The sequence below is a fragment of the Paenibacillus sp. BAC0078 genome (genome assembly GCF_054483875.1).
On the sequence record NZ_JBTLRW010000011.1, the window covers coordinates 1 to 18,310 of the forward strand.

The window sequence follows — 18,310 nt, forward strand, 5'->3', positions numbered from 1 at the left end:
AGTTAAGCAAGTTATTTGAAGAACGCTACCCCACGGTCGAAACAATGGCCGCAGATTAGGTGTTCGCGAGTGTGTTGTGGCGGGGTTCCCCCGCCACTACACACTCTTACACCCTATAAGATACACCCGATGAGATACTCTACTCTTACACAAACTTCTTGACACTACCTCCGCAGGCGGGTTCTGGGTGGAACAACGGCGGAAATGCCGTTGTTGGAGGTCCGCAGGCGGGTTCTGGGTGGAACAACGGTAGAAATGCCGTTATCTCAACAGCCCCGGTAACCCGCGACCCCCTCCCATATTCCGCGTCCCGACCCGGTTCCCAAGTTTCGCCTCGGTCCTAGTGTCTCACCCTAACCCCTGCGTCCCGCCCCGGTTCCCGCATCCCACCCAGATTCCTGCCCCAGTCTGGCGGCTACTTCCCGGGCGTGCGACTGATCAGCAGCTCGTATTTGTCCAGCGAAGCTCCGAGAATATGCTCGTTGCTGCCTGCTCCGCGGTGGGATTCACGGAAGGCGGGGCTGGAGGTCCAGCCCTTGAAGGCTTCCTCGTCCTCCCAGACGGTGCAAATCTTCAATTCTTCCGCGCCTTCTTTGGCTGCACCATGCCATACCTCCATGCGGACGAAGCCTGGCATGGCCTGTACGCCGCCCGCTGCGCCAAACCGCTGGGCCAGGGCTGCACCGTGGCCTTCCCTGACCTTAATGGTGTTCGTAACTACCAGCATTTGTAGCCCTCCCTCATTGTGTTCAGTGATGGGTTTGCGTTATTGGGGATTGGTGGTCCAGATCCCGGCAGTCTTAACGAAGACGCGGTCCGGCAGCTTCAGAGCCGCCAATGCCAGCTCAGCTACGTCCTCAGGCTGCATCATGCGGTCCTCATCGCCGATCTTCAGTCCGGCATTCTCTGCCAGGCCGGTGTTGACGGTGCTTGGAGTGAGCGCAACCACGCGGATGTTGTGCTTGCGCACCTCCTGTGCGAGCGCTTCGGTCATGCCCATCAGGGCGAACTTGGAGGCGCAGTAGGCCGAACCGGTGGCAAAACCTCTTTCTCCCGCTGTTGAGGAGATATTAATAATATTGCCGCTGTTCTGCTCGATCATTGCAGGCAGGGCCGCGCGGGTAACATAATAGCTGCCGAACAGGTTGATCTGCATATGGCGCTCCCAATCCGTCGGGTCCATCTCCAGAAGAGTGCCGAATTTGGCGATTCCGGCATTATTGATCAGCGCATCGAAAGCCCCGAGGTCTTTCTGAAGGGAGAGCACCGCGCGCTCCGCTTCCTCGCGCACAGCAATATCTGCAGCAGCAATGCTGACTTTCACGCTGTACTCGTTAGTTAGCGCCGATTGGAGCGCCTCCAGATCGGACGCCGTTCTTGAGATCAGGCCCAGATTCGCGCCTTCTTTGGCCAGTGCAATGGCCAGAGCCTTGCCGATGCCTTTGCCGGCACCCGTAATCACAACGCTTTTACCTTTTAATTCCATAATCTGACGTCACGCTCCCTTTAAAAATGCTTATTTAATGAGTAGCAATTCATTACCCATTATACCTGAGCGGGAGCGGACAATCACGCCGGGACAGTGATGCCGGTGCGAGAGGGCAGCGTATGGCGCACAGGATGCTGTTTATTCGATTACTTCCAGCTTTGTCAGAGACACTGTGGCCGGACCTTCCAGCACGTCGCCATCAATAGAGTAGCGGGAGCCGTGGCAAGGGCAATCCCAGGAGCGTTCCGCTTCATTCCACTCACATTCGCAGCCCAGATGGGTACAGGTTGTATCGACCAGATGCAGTTTGCCTTCGGGGTCGCGGTACGCACCGGCGCGCTTGCCGTCATAGAAGACAGCCGCACCTTCGTCCCTTCCAAGATCGCGGGCCTTTTTGTGCATAATTTCAATCTTGCCGGCTACCAGCTCCTTGGCGACATTGGCGTTCTGAATAATGAAATTTTTGATCGTCGGCTGGGGCTTGAAGCGAGAGGGATCGTACAACGCGCTAAAAGGATTATGTTTACACTGTATACCGTCCGCAATGATATGCGCGGCCATCGTTCCTGTGGTCATGCCCCATTTTTTGAAGCCGGTGGCGATATAAATTTCCTTATTTTCGGACGCCTTGCCTACATAGGGCACATGGTCCAAGGTGGTAAGATCCTGCGTGGACCAGCGGTAAGGGATGTTTTGGATGCCCAGTAGTTCCTCGGCGAACTGTTCCAGTCTCTCGTAATGGCCGAAGGTGCAGATGCCTTGTCCTGTCTTATGGTTGTCTCCGCCGACAAGGACCAGCTTCTGTCCGTTCCATTCCACTGCCCGCAGGGAACGGGTGGTATCTCCAGCGCTCAAATACATTCCACCCTCGAACTCGGTTTTTGGCTCAATCGCTAGAACGTAGGAGCGTTCCGCATACAGGCGCGTGAAATATAGGGCACCTCCATCATAAAAAGGGAAATGGGAAGCCGACACGGCATGGCGGCAATTGATTTTATATTGTTCGTTTTCGGTATAGAGAGTGAGAAGGCCGCCGTTCATATCCACGGTCTCACCGATCATCGTATGCTCGTAAATAACGCCGCCCTTATCCAGTATGACTTTCAGCAGGCCTTTGAGGTACTGGAGCGGATGAAACCGGGCTTGGTTCGGCATTTTAATAGCACCGCCCGCCTTCAGCGGCAAGGTGAGATTGTCCAGCCACTCGCCTGGAAGGCCGAGCTTCTGATAAGCCGCGAATTCAGCCTCAAGCTGCTTCAGCGTCTTCTCATCTCCGGAATCGGCATAGAGATAAGCTGCTTCACGCACAAGGCCGCAGGACAGCTTCAATTCTTCTGCTGTGGCGATGATCCATTCCAGTGCTTCACTATTTGACTGGAAATAGAGCCGGGCGTTCTCCTCGCCGAAATCCTTAAGCAAGTCCTGATAGACCATCCCGTGCTGGGCGGAAATTTTGGCGGTGGTAAATCCGGTAGTGCCTGCGAACAGCACGCCCGCCTCCAGCAGCGTCACCTTATACCCTGCCTGGGCTAGAAGATACGCCGTAGTAATTCCGGTAATTCCGCCTCCGACAATCGCAACATCCGTAACATGGTTCGCCTCAAGCCGCGGAAAAGAAGACGGCTCTACGCTGTCTCTCCATAAGGATTTCGGGAATTGCGGAAGGCTCTGTGAGTGCAAATGTGTGTTATCCATTTTATTTTTTCCTCCATCGCTGCCAGATTCCCCTTTATTTATTTCCATAGTTCCGGCAAAAGAAACCCGGCGCCAAGCTACGGTGCAATTGCCTCGGATGAGGTGACGGTGACATAGAGCACTTGATTGACGCTATCGCCATCAGGATTTATACTTGATCTAAAAACAAATAAAAGGATGATAAAGATGAAAACCCTGAATTTGACCTCTCAGCGTCAAGCTGTGTATGATATCCTCCGGAATTCTCATGATCATCCCACCGCTGCGGAGGTCATGAACCGGCTGGTAGAGCAGGGTCACAATCTGGCCTATGGGACGGTATACAATTCGCTGCGTTATCTTTCAGACAAACAGTTGATCCGCGAGCTGAAGCTGGGTGAGGCAGCCAGCAGATATGACGCCCGTCTGGACGACCATCAGCATATCCTTTGCGAGGTGTGCGGCGCGGTGGATGAAGTTATGACCGAGGTGCCGAAGGAATGGATGAATCAGGTGGCTGAGGAGACAGGGTATTCCATCTCCCATGCGCATGTAGTGTTCGGAGGGATATGCCCGGCCTGCAAAAGCAAGAGCGGCAACCAGCGCTAGCAGAAGGCAAAGTGTGACCATAGACCCGGAAAATAAATAGACATATTTGAAAAGACCGTTTTCATAAAACGGTCTTTTTGCCTTTCCTTTTTCCGCCCATTGCAAGTATACTGATTAACAATAATGTCTGGGCTGAAGAAGGGGAGAAAAGGACATGGCAGAGCAATTGCAGGGAATTACCGTGGCCCTTGCGGGCCCGCGCAAAGCAGAGGAAATGGCGAAGCTGGTGCAGAATATGGGAGGTACGGCGCTGCACCGTCCGGCCCAGGGCACGGTGTTTCTGGATGATGAAGCGCTGCGGGAAGGACTCGCCGCCTGGACTTCACATCCGCCTGATCTGGCTATTGTGACAACAGGGATGGGGCTGGATGCGCTGTTTGCTATGGCCGCCCAAATGAATCTGGAGGAGCGTTTTCTGGAGGTTCTCTCCGGTTCGCCAATCGCTGCACGCGGTTATAAGACGGTCAATGCCCTCAAGAAGCGGGGACTGCAGCCTGAGGTGCGCGATGATGACGGCAGTACCTCGGGGCTGATCCGCGGGCTTAAGGATTGGGATCTGTGCGGCAAGTCGGTTGTGCTGCAGCTGCATGGCGATCCCGCACCGCGTCTGGCCGCCTGGCTGGAAGAAGCCGGTGCATCCGTCCGCGAGGTGCAGCCATACCGCCATACACCGCCGGAGCCTGGAGCGCTGGAGCGGCTGTTCGCTGAGATTACGGAAGGCAAGGTTGATGCCGTAGCCTTTACAAGTGCGCCGCAATTCCGGTTTCTAGCTCAGTATGCCCGAGAGCAAGGCAAGCTGAAGGAACTCGTGCAGGCTTTTGAAGACAGGGTGCTGGCCGTCTCGGTAGGCCGAATCACCTCGGAATCCTTGAAGGAGGAAGGGATTACGCGGATTGTTATGCCGGAGCATGAACGGATGGGGAGCATGTTCGTGGAGCTTGGACGGTACGTGGCTGCGCACCGCTGATTCCGGACTGTCATTTCTGATTTTTCTCCTGGGAACGGACAATTATATTGCCGGGAGTGGAGATTCTCGGCCGTTCTACTTAGAATAATTGGCAACAATACACAAACATAGATACAGAAAGAAGGAGGAGGAACCCGATGGACAAGAGAAGATGTCTGCTTTTGGGTGATTATACCCACCCCCGCTTCCATCCGCTGCAGGGCGTGGACAAACAAATTAGTGAAATTCTGAACGATCTGCTGACTGTTCAGTGCTCGGAGAATAAAAAGCTGCTGCTGAGCGAGCACTTGGCCGGCTATGATCTGTGCATTGCATATAACGAATTGTGGAATGAGACCGTGTCTCCACAGCAGACCGCAGGGCTGCTGAGCTATGTGAGCGGCGGCGGCGGCCTGATTGTGCTGCATACCGGCATTTCACTCGCCAAACGGTATGAGCTGGCCCAACTGATCGGCGGCCGCTTTACCGGGCATCCGCCTTACGGGCCGCTGAGCTTCAAGGTTCTGGAGCATGATATTACGGAAGGCATTGAGAATTTCGAGCTGGATGAAGAGCCGTACCGCTTTGATTTTGATCCTTTTACGGAGAAGACGATTCTGCTCCAGTATGAATCAGACGGTGAACTGCTGCCGGCAGCCTGGTGCCACAGCTACGGGCTTGGACGGGTGGTTGTTCTGATGCCAGGCCATCATGAGCCATCCTTTATGCATCCTGCGATCCGCAAGCTGATTCTCGGGGCGGCCACCTGGGCCGCACGGATTCCTAGATAATCTTTTTAAATGAACCGCCGTTTGAAGCTGCAGCTTTGAGAAATTGCCCGTCAGGGGTTATACTTTATCTATAACTGGAATCTTTGGGAGGAAAGTGCTATGAGCGATTTGTTCAAAAAAGCGATCTCTTTAGGAGTGGGCCTCACCATTGTCAGCAAGGAAAAGGTAGAGAAGGTAGTGGAAGAGTTGGTCAAGAAGGGCGAGCTTGCTCCCTCGGAGTCCAAAGCGCTTGTTGACCGGCTGGTGGAGCGCGGGGAGGAAGAACGCGGGGCGTTCAAATCCGCTGTACAGGAGCAGGTTCAGCGTGTGCTGAAGGAGCTTAAGGTTCCTGTTCAAAGTGATGTAGCCGAGCTGGAAGCACGGATTGCCGTTTTGGAGCGCCGTGTAGCCGAACTGGAGGGCACTCCTCCCGTGGAAGAGACATTGCCGGAAACGCGTACGGAATAAATGGCAGTACGCATAAGACATGCCGGACGGTACCGGTCTATTGCCATGGCGCTCATGCGTCATGGCTTCGGCTATATGGTGGAGGAACTCGGCCTCTATCATCTTCTGTCACTTCCGCGCCGGATCATTACCCAGGAGGTTCACGAAAGTCTTACGCTTGGGGAGCGGATTCGCCGGGTGCTGGAGGATCTGGGGCCAACCTTCGTAAAGCTGGGCCAGCTGGCCAGCACCCGCTCCGATCTGCTCCCCGATTCTATTATTCAGGAGCTGGTGAAGCTGCAGGACAGCGTGCCTCCGTTCTCGGCGGAGACCGCGAGGAATATCCTGGAGCAGGAGCTTGATCAGCCTATTGATGAAATCTTCAGTGACTTTGAGAATACACCGCTCGCCGCTGCTTCCATCGGTCAGGTCCACCGGGCCGTGCTGCATGGCGGACAACATGTAGCGGTCAAAATACAGCGTCCCGGCGTTATGAGGACCATGACGCGGGATTTGGAGATTCTTCAGGATTTAAGCGCTCTGGCCGAAAGAAGAATGGCCTGGGCGAAGCAATACGAGCTGACGCGGATGGTGGAGGAATTCTCCCGTGCGCTGCTGGCTGAGCTGGATTACGGCCAGGAAGGGCGCAATGCAGAGCGTATTACCGGACAGCTCAACGAACATGATAAAGTATATATCCCGGCTATCTATTGGGATTTCAGCTCCACCCGCGTTCTGACGATGGAATACGTGGAGGGCATTACGCTGAACCGCCGCGAGGAACTGCTGGAAAAGGGCGTGAAGCTTAAGGCTGTGGCCCAGCAGCTCGTAGAAATGATGCTGAATCAGATTTTTATTCACGGGTTCTTTCACGCCGATCCCCACCCCGGCAACGTTATGCTGCTTGAGAACGGCAAGCTGGCGCTGATTGATTTCGGTATGGTAGGCCGGCTCAGCGAAGAGATGAAGGATAGCCTGTCCGCGCTTGTTATTGCCCTGATGCGCAAGAACACCGATTCGATGGTGCGGGCCATTCTGCGGCTGGGTGTCACCCCTGAGGAAGCCGACCGGATGGCGCTGCATGATGATGTGGACCGGCTGCGCGAGGCCTATTATGATATTCCGTTCAATCAGATCAGCATCGGCAAGGCGCTGAACGATTTGTTCGCCATCGCCCGCAAGCACAGGCTGGTCATTCCGCCGGATTTGGCTATGCTGGGCAAAACGATGCTGACGCTGGAGGGCGTTGTCAGCAACCTTGATCCGAACTTCAGCATTGTGCAGATGGCTGAGCCTTTTGGCCGAAGGCTGGCGAGGCAGCGCTTCAGCGGCAGCCGCCTGCAGCGTAAAATCCTCGGCGGCGTGGCCGATCTTGCCGAAAGTCTGGTGGAGCTTCCCGCTCAGGCCAGGCAGTTGTCCTCACTGATCAGCAAGGGCAAGCTGAAGGTGGAGATCGGGCTCCCCGAGCTTAAGAGTATCGAGCAGAAGCTCAGCCGGATCGGGAACCGGTTGTCCTTCAGTATCGTGCTGCTTGCCTTCAGCATTATTATGGCGGGGCTGATCATTGCCTCCTCCCTGCGCGGCGAGCCTTCGATGCTGTGGGATTTTCCAATTGTTGAGATAGGTTCTTTGATTGCGCTCCTGATGATTCTGTGGCTGCTGTTCTCGATTTTTAAATCGGGCAGATTCTAGCTGCTCTTGACCGGGTAATAAATTTTCTTCGGCAGATGCACACAAATGCTGCTGAATCAAGTACAATATAAAGGATTAGGCGATAAAGGGCGCATGTGGGACGGAAGGGCTCCGGTGACGGGGTTCTTCCGCTTTTGTTTGAATACAAAAAAGTGGATGCCTATAAGTTATGAGAATTGAGCAAAATTAAAGAAAATAGTGAGGTGGAGACATTGCCGGGTTTTAAGGAATTAGGAGTTTCGGAAAGTTTGAACGGTCTGCTTCAAGGACAGGGTATTGCGAAACCGACGCCGGTGCAGGCGGAAGCGATTCCGCCGCTGGTGCAGGGACTGGACGTTATTGCGAGAGCAAAGACGGGAACGGGGAAGACACTGGCCTTCCTGCTGCCGATTTTGGACAAGATCCGCGTGGAGCAGGCATATCCCCAGGCGCTGATCATGGCTCCGACACGGGAGCTGGCGCTGCAGATTACCGAGGAAGCGCGCAAGCTGGCGCGGCATACCGGAGTGAAGATCCTGGCGGTATACGGCGGGCAGGATGTGGAAAAGCAGCTCCGCAAGCTGGAAGGCGGCAGACATCTTATCATCGGCACGCCGGGCAGACTGCTGGATCATATGCGCCGGGGAACGCTGGATCTTAGCGGCGTCAAAATGCTTGTTCTGGATGAAGCCGACCAAATGCTGCATATGGGCTTCCTGGAGGACGTGGAAGCGATTATTACGGCTGTGCCTTACCGCCGGCAGACAATGCTGTTCTCGGCAACGATGCCTGACCCGATCAAACGTCTGGCCAGCAACTATATGAAGGAACCGCTGGATATCGTGATCAAGAGCGGCTCGCCGATTCCGCTGGACAATATCCGCCAGCAGGTCGTGGAATGCTCGGACCGCAACAAGGAAGAAGCGCTGATTGGGCTGATCGAGCGGGACCGGCCGTATTTGGCGATTATTTTCTGCCGGACGAAGCGCCGCGTCTCGAAGCTGAATGAAGCGCTGCAGGCCGCAGGTTATGAATCCGACGAGCTGCACGGCGATTTGTCCCAGGCCAAACGCGAAGCGGTCATGAAGCGGTTCCGCGACGCGAAGCTGCAACTGCTCGTAGCCACGGACGTTGCCGCCCGTGGTCTGGATGTGGAAGGTATCACCCACGTCTTCAACTATGATCTGCCGCTGGATGTGGACAGCTATATCCACCGGATCGGCCGCACCGGCCGCGCCGGAGGCAAAGGCCTGGCGATCACGTTTGCCTCGCCGCGGGACCGCGCCGGGCTCGACCTGATCGAGCACGGCATTTCCCAGCGGCTGGACCGCCGCCGCTACGAGAAGGATGAATTCGGCGTAGGCGAATTCATCTCTGTACAAGGCGGCGGTTCGCCGCGCGGCGGACGTCAGCACGCCGCGCCTGAAGCGGCGCGTGCCGGACGCGGCGGCCGCAGCCAGGGGCGCAGCGGCGGAGCTCCGCGCGCTGAAGCCGGAGCGCGGCCGGGCGGACGCGGCCGCAGCAAGGAAGCAGGCGGCTGGGGCGCGCCTGCAGAGGGCCGCAGCCGCGCCGATGCGGGCGGCGGCGGTAAGCGCAGCGGCTACAACGCGGCTGCGCCAAGAGACGGCGCCAAGGGCGGCAAGGGCGCGGAGGCCGGGGGCTTCAGCTACGGAGCCTACAACGGAGCAGGCTCGGGCGGCAGATTTGGGGATCAAGCCGGCCCCAAGAACAGAGCGAACGCGGGCCGCAGCAAAGAGGCTGGCGGCTGGGGCGCGTCAGCTCCCAAAGGTGGCGGCTCACGCGGTGGCGCCAAGGGCGGCAAAGGCGGTTCCGGCTTCGGCGGGCGCAGCGGCGGAGGCAGTGCATCGCCGCGTGGCGGACGTGGTTCCGGCGGATCGCGGGGAGGCCGCGGCTCATCCAGATAAAGGAGCCGGGCTTTTCCAACTTTGTCTTGATAAAGTGAAACATTTTGGCCTTATGGCCTGTCTAATAGATAAAGAGAACAGAAGGATGGAGTACATTTTTTAGGAGGAAGTAACAGCAGATGTCTAAGAGCGCCAAAATTGTGATCTTGCTCATCGTCGTGATTGCTGTCGGCTGGGGGATTGGTAAATATACCGCACCCTCGCCCTCGGCTTCGCAGGAGAATGGGGCAGCCGCCGGAGAAGGCAACGACGCTCAGGCTCAGCCCAGCCCGGCAGGGGATTCTACAGATGGGGTGGTTAACAATCCAGATGATTCTAGCTTGAACAACAGCGGCGAGCCATCTCCGGAGAATCCGGGTTCGCAGGACAACGCCGCAAATACTGAACCTTCTCCCGCAGCTACAGATAAACCATCGGAGACATCTAGCCCAGGAAACAATGAGATCGATTATACCGTAGAACCTGACAACGTAGCAGTTATGGTCAACAAGCAGTTTGGGCTGCCTGACAACTATAAGCCGTCGGATCTGGTCTATCCCGATGTACGGTTCATTTTCTCCGAGAAAATCGAGAAGCGGATGCTGCGCCGCGTTGCCGCCAAGGCGCTGGAGGAAATGTTCGCAGGAGCGAAGAAGGACGGCGTTCATCTGGCCGGAGTTTCCGGGTATCGTTCCGAAGCTACCCAGACCAGATTATTCAACAATTATGTGGCAAAAGACGGCGAAGAAAAGGCCCGCACCTACAGCGCGGTTCCCGGATATAGCGAGCATCAGACCGGTCTTGCCATCGACCTCTCCGGCACTGACGGCAAATGCGCTGCCGAGAGCTGCTTCGCCGGGACGGAGGAAGCCAACTGGCTTGCAGCGCATGCGGCGGAATACGGCTTCATTATCCGTTATCCCGAAGGCAAAGAGGATATTACTGGATATATGTACGAGCCTTGGCACGTCCGCTATGTAGGCAAGGATATTGCCGCTGCGATCACCGAGAAAGGAATTACACTCGAAGAGTACTATTCTGATGCTATTCCGGTGACGAAGTAAAGCAATGAGGTCTCCTTGAACAAGTTAAAAGCACTGCAACCCGTTATCAGGCGGGATTGCGGTGCTTTTTTGATGTATAGGAAATTATGATTTTCCTTCGTTGCGGATAAGGTGTGCACATAGCTGGGGAGCTGCTTCTGTTTAGAATCTTCCGAAGGAAGGAAACAACGGGCAAAAATGCCGCTGTTAGGGTGAATCCGGTCGGTTTAATAAGGAACAAAGGCAAATACCGTTGTTGAAGTGAGTCTGGTCCGTTTGAAGAGGAACAACGGTAAAAATACCGTTGTTGAAGTGAATCCGGTCGGTTTAATAAGGAACAACGGCAAAAATACCGTTGTTGAAGTGAGTCTGGTCCGTTTGATAAGGAATAACGGCTTTTCTGCCGTTGTCTAGGCCAACTCTGACCCTTTGTCCGGTATATATCCATTCTAGTGACTACTCTTAGTTGTAAAACCATCATTTTAAATTACATATAAGTGTACAGATGTATTTTTGCTTAATATGGAGGCGAACTGGGATGATAAAACATATTCATGCGGATGTAATTATTATCGGCGGTGGAACAGGCGGCTGTGCGGCTGCACTGGGGGCAGCGAGATCAGGCAAATCAGTTGTAATGACTGAGGCCTATGATTGGATTGGCGGACAGTTGACCAGTCAGGTGGTTCCGCCGGATGAGAACCGTTGGATTGAGCAGTTTGGGTGTACGGCAAGCTACCGGACTTTCCGCAATTCGGTACGCGACTATTACCGCAGGCTGTTCCCGCTGACGGAGCAGGCCCGTGCCCGTGCCGCCCTTAACCCCGGCAACGCCTGGGTCAGCAGGTTGTCTCATGAGCCGCGCACCGCGCTGGCTGTACTGAAGGATATGCTGGCTCCCTATGTGCACAGCGGACGGCTGCAGATCTGGAATGGATATAAGCCTGTACATGCGGAGACAGACGGAGACGATGTCATTTCTGTGACTGTATGCGGACGGAACGGGGATCATCTGGTTCTGACCGGCGGCTATTTCCTGGATGCGACGGAAGAAGGAGATGTGCTTCCGCTGGCTGGCGTGGAATATGTGACCGGTGCGGAATCAGCCTCTGAGACCGGAGAAAGACACGCACTCGCCGGGCCAGCTAATCCACAGGATATGCAGGCATTTACTCATTGTCTGGCGGTGGATTATACAGAAGGTGAAAATTTCACGATTAACAAACCGAAGGAATATGAGTTCTGGAAGAACTATCAGGCAGACTTCTGGCCTGCCAAGCAGCTTAGCTGGACCGTTACTTCACCGTCAACGCTTACGCCTGTCACTTATGTGCTTTTGCCAGGCGAAGGTGCGAACCCCCTGTTTACTTACCGCAGGCTGGCGGACCGGAGCAACTTTCAGCCGGGAACCTACAAGGAAGATATCAGTGTGGTTAACTGGCCGCAAAATGATTACTGGCTTGGGTCGATCATTGATGTCTCTCCCGAAGTAAGACGGCGTCACCTGGAGAGCGCGAAGCAGCTCAGCCTCTCTCTGCTGTACTGGATGCAGACGGAGGCCCCCCGCAAGGATGGAGGGATCGGCTATCCCGGACTGCGCCCGCGGCCCGATGTTACGGGGGCGCCGGACGGTCTTGCGCAGGCTCCGTATATTCGCGAAAGCCGCCGGATTCGTGCGGAATTCACCATTCTGGAGCAGCATCTCAGCCCTGTCGATCACCCGGACGGCAAAGCCGAAAAGTACACAGATACGATAGGCATCGGCAGCTACCGGATTGATCTGCATCCAAGTACTGCGCTGCGGACCTTCATAGACATTCCTTCACTGCCTTTTCAGATTCCGCTCGGTGCGCTTATTCCGGTTCGGGTAAATAACTTGATTCCAGCCGCCAAAAATATAGGCACAACACATATCACCAATGGCTGCTACCGGCTTCATCCCGTGGAATGGAACATTGGGGAAGCTGCCGGCATGCTGGCTGCCTACTGCCTGGATAACAAGATTAAGCCCCGTGAGGTGCGGAATTCACCGGATCAATTGAAGAGCTTCCAAACCCGGCTTCGCAATAACGGCTTCGAGCTGGAATGGCCATCTATCGGAGCTGTCTAAGCGAAGCTGGGGCCAGTGCTAAGCCGCTTTAAGCCGCTCCCAAGCCCATGTCAATCGCTTACGGAATGAACTGAAAACAAGGAGAACGTCGCCAGGATGAAGTGGAAAAAGGAAACCTAATTTGTTCATTTTACTGATTTTTTGATGATTAGGTGGAAAAAGTAGACTTAATCCTCTCCGTTTCCATCTATTCAGAGATTTTAGGAGGAAATAAGTGGATTTATCCCACTAACCATCCTCGGAGGGGGCATTCAGCAGAATGAAGTGGAGAAATTCCACCTCAGTTACCTGGAAAATAGGGCAATCGCTTGTGGAATCATTTATTCCTGAAATTTTGGCCGCAGAGGTTCAAAAAAAATCTCTAAGCGATTGCCCTGCTCCCAAGCCGGTGCAGATGCAGAATAACTGCTGTGCGGTGATATAATGGAGGAAGGATACGGATGCAGCAATCAAAATCTCATCATTGGAGTGGCTGATCATATGAAATTGAGTATTCTGGATCAATCGCCGGTCTCCGAGGGCAGTACACCGGCCGAGGCTTTAGCCCAGACTGCAAGCCTGGCCAGGGAAGCGGAAAGGCTGGGCTATCACCGGTTCTGGGTATCGGAGCATCATGGCGCGCGCGGACTGGCCGGCTCAAGCCCGGAGGTGCTGATGGCTCATCTGGCTGCAGTGACCTCCACCATCCGCATTGGCTCGGGAGCCGTACTTCTTCCGCATTACAGCGCCTACAAGGTAGCAGAGAACTTCCGTCTCCTTGAAGCTCTATACCCCGGCCGTATTGATCTTGGGCTGGGCAGAGCACCCGGAGGTGGGGCGCTTGCCGCAAAGGCGCTTCAGGAGAACCGGACAGGCGGTGCGGATCTCTATGAGCTGCAAATCCGGGATGTCATCACCTATTTGCAGGGCGCAGCAGATTCTTCCCACCGTTTTGCCGGTCTTGAAGCCACTCCTTCCGTAAGATCAGCGCCGGAAATCTGGCTGCTTGGCTCAAGCGGGGACAGTGCCGCCCTCTCTGCGAGGCTTGGCACGAGCTTCGCTTTTGCCGAGTTTATTAACGGTGGAGGCCGGGCGGCGGTGCAGTCCTACAGGAGCAGCTTCCGTCCTTCTCCCGCCGCTGCGGCTCCCCGTTCGCTGGTTGCCGTGTTTGCCGCCTGCGCCGAGACTGCGGAAGAAGCCAGCCGGCTGGCTTCCAGTATGGATCTTTCGCTGGTTCTGCTGGAAAAAGGCCATGTCTCGACCGGCACGCCTTCAATTGAAGCCGCGCTGAACTACAACTATACGCCATATGACCGGTTCCGTATCGAGGACAACCGCCGCCGAATGGTGCTCGGCTCGCCGGAGGAGGTTCACCGGCAGTTTATGTCGCTCACGGAAAAGTACCAGTGTGACGAGATTATGTTCGCCACTGTTATGCATAGCTTTGAGGATAAGCTGAAATCCCTCCGGCTGATTGCCGAAGCCTGCGGATTGACCCGAAGGGCGGCTGGCGGTTAGCTTTTGTAAGCACGATACCTGAATTTTCTATTTCGCCGGGGATGAGGTAAGATGAAGGAAGGAATATACTTCACACAGCCACAATCAATCCGCTGACGAAAGGAAGGATTCAGGATGTCCATCTACAGCTTTTCAGGAGTTGCCCCTTCGGGTAAAGAACTGCCGTTCAAGGATTACGAGGGCAAGGTGCTGCTGATCGCCAACACGGCCAGCAAATGCGGGCTTACACCGCAGTATGGAGATTTGCAGAAGCTCTATGAGCAGTATGGAGATCAGGGGCTTGTGGTGCTTGGCTTTCCCTGCAACCAGTTCGCCGGGCAGGAGCCGGGGACCAGTGAGGAAGCGGAGGAATTTTGCCAGATTAACTACGGCGTTAAGTTTCCTATTTTCGCCAAAGTAGATGTGAATGGACCGGACGCAAGTCCCCTCTTTCAATATTTGAAGAACCAGCAGCCGGGTACGGGCGAGAGCAGCGATATTCAGTGGAACTTCACGAAGTTTCTTGTGGACCGCAGCGGTAATGTGGTTGGCCGCGTAGAGCCGAAGGAATCACCGGAAAGTATGAAGGAACAGATCGAAGCCCTGTTGTAAAATACACCTCCTGAAACGTGGCACATGCTGAAGCTGCGATTCAGGAGGTGTTTTTATGAAAATTATCCTTGACGCTTCTCCAAGACACTGTATCCTTTGAAGAGGAATGTAAAACTTGGTGAATAGCATAAAGTGCAGAAGGAAGCAGGATAATAACGGCAGGAGGGTTTTATAACGGCATGAGGTTAATTACAGAGGTGGCATCGGCAGCAGGTATTAGTGAGGAGCATCTGGAGCTGTACGGCAAATACAAAAGCAAGCTGTCGCCATCCCTTTGGGATGAGCTTAAGCATAAGCCGGATGGCAAGCTGGTGCTGGTTACCGCGGTCAATCCCACTCCGGCAGGCGAAGGAAAGACACTAACGACAATCGGGCTGTCCCAGGCGATGAATGCGGCAGGAGTCAAGACAGTCGCTGCACTCCGCGAGCCTTCGCTCGGGCCATGTCTAGGCATGAAGGGCGGAGCAACCGGCGGGGGCAAGGCTCAGATCGTTCCGGCGGACGAGATCAATCTTCATTTTACAGGGGATATCCATGCGGTGACTTCCGCGCATAATCTGCTGTCGGCCATGATCGACAACCACATCTTCCAGGGCAACGCTCTGGGGCTTGATCCGCAGCGTATTGTCTGGAAGCGAGTAATGGATATGAATGACCGCAGCCTGCGGAATATTGTGACCGGGCTTGGCGATGGCAACGGAACGGTGCGGGAGAGCGGTTTTCAGATTACGACAGCATCGGAAATTATGGCGGTGCTGTGCCTGTGCGACAATCTGGCCGATCTGAAAAGACGCCTCAGCCGCATGCTGATCGGGTATGACCAGTTGGGTGCGCCGGTAACGGCCAAGGATATCGGGGCGGTGGAAGCGATGACCGCGCTGCTGAAGGAAGCCGTGAAGCCGAATCTGGTACAGACGCTCGAAGGAACACCGGTGATTGTGCATGGCGGACCGTTTGCCAATATTGCCCATGGCTGCAGCAGTGTGATCGGAACCCGCTATGCGCTGAAGCTTGGCGATGTGGTGGTAACTGAGGCAGGCTTCGGCGCGGATCTGGGCGCTGAGAAGTTCATGGATATCAAGTGCCGCCAGGCTGGACTCACCCCCGCAGCAGCAGTGCTGGTAGTAACGGTGAAATCGCTGAAATACAACGGCGGTGTCCGCAAGGAAGAGCTGCATACCGAAAACCGGGCAGCGCTGCATTCCGGCATCTCGAACATGGAGCGCCATATTGAGAACTTGGGCAAATTCGGCGTGCCTGTGCTGGTTGCGGTCAATCATTTCGAAGGTGATACACCGGGCGAGATTAACGATGTGCTGGATGCCTGCCGCCGCTTGGGCGTGCCTGCGGCTATCTCCAAGGTATGGGCCGAAGGCAGTGCCGGAGGGCTTGAAGTGGCTGGGGAGCTGAAAAAGCTGCTGGAGCAGACAGAACGCTCAGAGTATGCTCCCTTGTATGAGGATAACCTGGATATCCCGGCCAAAATCAAAAAAATTGTCACCGAAATCTACCGTGGCGCTGATGTGGTTTTCTCCCCTGCGGCAAAGCGCAGCCTGAATTCCATTGAGAAGCTTGGCCTCCAGAAGCTGCAGGTCTGCATGGCCAAAACACCGTACTCCTTCTCTGATCAGCCAAGGCTGCTTGGAGCGCCGGAAGGCTTCACGATGGGCGTGAGAGATATTACGCTGTCCCTTGGAGCAGGCTTTGCTGTGGTGATCACCGGGAATATGGTCACTATGCCGGGTCTTCCAGCCAAGCCAGCTGCGGAAGGGCTGCATGTTGACGAGGACGGCGTGATTTTCGGCCTGGAATAGCTGTTCACAAAATATAGATGCGACAATGCTGCGGTACTGTTACAGCGTTGTCGCGTTTTTTTTGACGTAATATCTTCAGTCAACTTCGCTTTACAACGGTTGTTCGCTACTTCCTATGATGCATTCCCTGCCCCTTCCTGCCGCAAGATGACATAATGTGCTCCCTCCGGGGAAAACTAAAGCAGCAGCAGATGATGATCAGGATAATCTTAAATTTTAGTCATTTGTGAACATTGTGAGAAAAATCACAAAAAAGCTTGCGTTGTGATATTAATCACAATATAATCATCGCATGAAGTGAAAAAAATCACAGCTAAAGAAAAATAAATGAAATGCTCAATTTGGAGGAGGAAGAAACCATGAAAGTAGCAGTCATTGGATGTACCCACGCCGGAACCGCAGCAATTGTTAACACCGCCCAGCTTTACCCTGATGCCGAGATTACAGTGTATGAACGCAATGATAATATTTCCTTCCTGTCATGCGGTATCGCTCTTTATGTAGGCGGAGTAGTCAAGGACCCGCAAGGCCTGTTCTATTCCTCGCCGGAAAAGCTGGCCGAGCTTGGTGTCAAAACGAACATGCGCCATGAGGTTATCCAGGTCGATACCGGCCGCAAAACTCTGCGGGCCCGCAATCTGGCGACAGGCCAGGAATTCGATGACTCCTATGACAAGCTGATCATGACTACCGGCTCTTGGCCGATTGTTCCGAAGCTGGAAGGCATGGAGCTTGATGGTATTCTTCTTTCGAAGAATTTTAACCATTCCAACACCATCATTGAAAGAGCGCAGCATGTTAACAGAATCACCGTTGTCGGCGCCGGATATATCGGGGTTGAACTGGTGGAAGCTTTTCAAATGAACGGCAAGCAGGTTACGCTGATTGACGGCGAAGAACGTATTCTGAGCAAGTATCTGGATGAAGAATTCACCACCCCGATTCAACAATCGCTGGAGGATCATGGTATTACTTTGGCACTCGGGGAGAAGGTCAGCTCTTTTGTTGGTGAGAATGGTAAAGTGACCAAGGTGATCACAAGCAAGGGCGAGCATGAGACGGATCTGGTTATCCTCTGCATCGGGTTCCGTCCTAATACCGAGCTCCTGAAAGGGCAAGTGGATATGCTGCCTAACGGAGCGATTATCGTCAATGATTACATGCAGACCAGCCATCCTGATGTCTATGCCGCTGGTGACAGTTGTGCGATTCATTATAATCCGACCGGCAAGCATGCTTACATTCCGCTGGCAACAAATGCTGTACGTATGGGTACACTGGTCGCACGCAATCTGGTATCGCAGACGATCCCTTACATGGGGACGCAGGGAACCTCGGGAATTAAGATTTATGAAGATAATATTGCCGGAACCGGACTGACCGAGGATGCGGCCAAGGCTGAAGGCATGGATACCGAAAGCGTGATGATTACCGATAACTACCGTCCGGAGTTTATGCCTACCCATGAGCAGGTGCAGCTAAAAGTGGTGTTCGACCGTGCCACCCGTCGTATCCTTGGCGCACAGATCATGTCCAAAATGGATCTGACGCAGTCGATCAACACCGTGTCGGTATGCATTCAAAATCGAATGACCGTAGACCAGCTAGCGTTCATTGATTTCTTCTTCCAGCCTCATTACAACAAACCGTGGAATTTCTTGAACACCGCAGGACTACAAGCACTGCCTAAGAATGTGGCGGTTAAAGAAGCAGTGACTGTGTAAGGTATATAAAATAGGAGCGAG

Annotated in this window: 16 protein-coding genes; 13 read left to right on the forward strand and 3 right to left on the reverse strand. The window is 54.4% G+C overall.

Annotated features, from left to right (window positions below):
- Nucleotides 1-415: 415 nt before the first annotated feature.
- The 3 genes from ACX1DY_RS19850 to ACX1DY_RS19860 form a co-directional block, all read right to left on the reverse strand.
- Entirely contained in the window at nucleotides 416-727 is a 312-nt protein-coding gene (locus ACX1DY_RS19850) for an antibiotic biosynthesis monooxygenase (protein WP_458965933.1), read from the reverse strand.
- Between the two features lie 39 nt (nucleotides 728-766).
- Entirely contained in the window at nucleotides 767-1,486 is a 720-nt protein-coding gene (locus ACX1DY_RS19855; protein ID WP_458965934.1) for a 3-ketoacyl-ACP reductase, read from the reverse strand.
- 141 nt (nucleotides 1,487-1,627) lie between these two features.
- Nucleotides 1,628-3,184, reverse strand: a complete 1,557-nt coding sequence (locus tag ACX1DY_RS19860; RefSeq protein ID WP_458965935.1) for an FAD-dependent oxidoreductase — start codon at nucleotides 3,182-3,184, stop codon at nucleotides 1,628-1,630.
- 186 nt (nucleotides 3,185-3,370) lie between these two features.
- Here ACX1DY_RS19860 and ACX1DY_RS19865 point away from each other — a divergent pair, with 186 nt between their 5' ends.
- The 13 genes from ACX1DY_RS19865 to ACX1DY_RS19925 all read left to right on the forward strand — a co-directional run bounded on the left by ACX1DY_RS19865 (nucleotide 3,371) and on the right by ACX1DY_RS19925 (nucleotide 18,289).
- Nucleotides 3,371-3,772 carry a Fur family transcriptional regulator gene (locus tag ACX1DY_RS19865; protein WP_458965936.1) on the forward strand — a complete coding sequence of 134 codons (402 nt, stop codon included), beginning with the start codon at nucleotides 3,371-3,373 and terminating at the stop codon, nucleotides 3,770-3,772.
- Between the two features lie 154 nt (nucleotides 3,773-3,926).
- A complete protein-coding gene (locus ACX1DY_RS19870; protein ID WP_458965937.1) occupies nucleotides 3,927-4,739 on the forward strand; it encodes a uroporphyrinogen-III synthase in 813 nt (270 codons plus the stop codon).
- Nucleotides 4,740-4,876: 137 nt separating this feature from the next.
- On the forward strand, nucleotides 4,877-5,509 hold the full coding sequence (locus ACX1DY_RS19875) for a ThuA domain-containing protein (protein ID WP_458965938.1): 633 nt from the start codon (nucleotides 4,877-4,879) through the stop codon (nucleotides 5,507-5,509).
- 99 nt (nucleotides 5,510-5,608) lie between these two features.
- A complete protein-coding gene (locus ACX1DY_RS19880) occupies nucleotides 5,609-5,956 on the forward strand; it encodes a phasin family protein (protein ID WP_458965939.1) in 348 nt (115 codons plus the stop codon).
- Nucleotides 5,957-7,627 carry an ABC1 kinase family protein gene (locus ACX1DY_RS19885; protein ID WP_458965940.1) on the forward strand — a complete coding sequence of 557 codons (1,671 nt, stop codon included), beginning with the start codon at nucleotides 5,957-5,959 and terminating at the stop codon, nucleotides 7,625-7,627.
- A gap of 212 nt (nucleotides 7,628-7,839) precedes the next feature.
- Nucleotides 7,840-9,531, forward strand: coding sequence for a DEAD/DEAH box helicase (locus tag ACX1DY_RS19890; protein WP_458966095.1), 1,692 nt, complete (start codon nucleotides 7,840-7,842; stop codon nucleotides 9,529-9,531).
- 119 nt (nucleotides 9,532-9,650) lie between these two features.
- Nucleotides 9,651-10,574, forward strand: coding sequence for a M15 family metallopeptidase (locus ACX1DY_RS19895; protein ID WP_458965941.1), 924 nt, complete (start codon nucleotides 9,651-9,653; stop codon nucleotides 10,572-10,574).
- A gap of 517 nt (nucleotides 10,575-11,091) precedes the next feature.
- A complete protein-coding gene (locus ACX1DY_RS19900) occupies nucleotides 11,092-12,663 on the forward strand; it encodes an FAD-dependent oxidoreductase (RefSeq protein ID WP_458965942.1) in 1,572 nt (523 codons plus the stop codon).
- A 259-nt stretch (nucleotides 12,664-12,922) separates the two neighbouring features.
- Complete coding sequence (locus ACX1DY_RS19905; protein WP_458965943.1) at nucleotides 12,923-13,087, forward strand: hypothetical protein; 165 nt, start codon at nucleotides 12,923-12,925, stop codon at nucleotides 13,085-13,087.
- 56 nt (nucleotides 13,088-13,143) lie between these two features.
- Entirely contained in the window at nucleotides 13,144-14,160 is a 1,017-nt protein-coding gene (locus ACX1DY_RS19910; RefSeq protein WP_458965944.1) for an LLM class flavin-dependent oxidoreductase, read from the forward strand.
- A 114-nt stretch (nucleotides 14,161-14,274) separates the two neighbouring features.
- Nucleotides 14,275-14,751: a glutathione peroxidase gene (locus tag ACX1DY_RS19915; protein WP_458965945.1), complete on the forward strand. Its 477-nt coding sequence runs from the start codon at nucleotides 14,275-14,277 to the stop codon at nucleotides 14,749-14,751.
- 179 nt (nucleotides 14,752-14,930) lie between these two features.
- Nucleotides 14,931-16,565: a formate--tetrahydrofolate ligase gene (locus ACX1DY_RS19920; protein WP_458965946.1), complete on the forward strand. Its 1,635-nt coding sequence runs from the start codon at nucleotides 14,931-14,933 to the stop codon at nucleotides 16,563-16,565.
- Nucleotides 16,566-16,924: 359 nt separating this feature from the next.
- Nucleotides 16,925-18,289, forward strand: coding sequence for an FAD-dependent oxidoreductase (locus ACX1DY_RS19925; RefSeq protein WP_458965947.1), 1,365 nt, complete (start codon nucleotides 16,925-16,927; stop codon nucleotides 18,287-18,289).
- The last annotated feature ends 21 nt before the right edge of the window (nucleotides 18,290-18,310 follow it).

Coding starts and splice junctions, on each gene's coding strand:
- ACX1DY_RS19850 (WP_458965933.1), bottom strand. CDS start 727: ATGCTGGTAGTTACGAACACCATTAAGGTCAGGGAAGGCCACGGTGCA.
- ACX1DY_RS19855 (WP_458965934.1), bottom strand. CDS start 1,486: ATGGAATTAAAAGGTAAAAGCGTTGTGATTACGGGTGCCGGCAAAGGC.
- ACX1DY_RS19860 (WP_458965935.1), bottom strand. CDS start 3,184: ATGGATAACACACATTTGCACTCACAGAGCCTTCCGCAATTCCCGAAA.
- ACX1DY_RS19865 (WP_458965936.1), top strand. CDS start 3,371: ATGAAAACCCTGAATTTGACCTCTCAGCGTCAAGCTGTGTATGATATC.
- ACX1DY_RS19870 (WP_458965937.1), top strand. CDS start 3,927: ATGGCAGAGCAATTGCAGGGAATTACCGTGGCCCTTGCGGGCCCGCGC.
- ACX1DY_RS19875 (WP_458965938.1), top strand. CDS start 4,877: ATGGACAAGAGAAGATGTCTGCTTTTGGGTGATTATACCCACCCCCGC.
- ACX1DY_RS19880 (WP_458965939.1), top strand. CDS start 5,609: ATGAGCGATTTGTTCAAAAAAGCGATCTCTTTAGGAGTGGGCCTCACC.
- ACX1DY_RS19885 (WP_458965940.1), top strand. CDS start 5,957: ATGGCAGTACGCATAAGACATGCCGGACGGTACCGGTCTATTGCCATG.
- ACX1DY_RS19895 (WP_458965941.1), top strand. CDS start 9,651: ATGTCTAAGAGCGCCAAAATTGTGATCTTGCTCATCGTCGTGATTGCT.
- ACX1DY_RS19900 (WP_458965942.1), top strand. CDS start 11,092: ATGATAAAACATATTCATGCGGATGTAATTATTATCGGCGGTGGAACA.
- ACX1DY_RS19905 (WP_458965943.1), top strand. CDS start 12,923: ATGAAGTGGAGAAATTCCACCTCAGTTACCTGGAAAATAGGGCAATCG.
- ACX1DY_RS19910 (WP_458965944.1), top strand. CDS start 13,144: ATGAAATTGAGTATTCTGGATCAATCGCCGGTCTCCGAGGGCAGTACA.
- ACX1DY_RS19915 (WP_458965945.1), top strand. CDS start 14,275: ATGTCCATCTACAGCTTTTCAGGAGTTGCCCCTTCGGGTAAAGAACTG.
- ACX1DY_RS19920 (WP_458965946.1), top strand. CDS start 14,931: ATGAGGTTAATTACAGAGGTGGCATCGGCAGCAGGTATTAGTGAGGAG.
- ACX1DY_RS19925 (WP_458965947.1), top strand. CDS start 16,925: ATGAAAGTAGCAGTCATTGGATGTACCCACGCCGGAACCGCAGCAATT.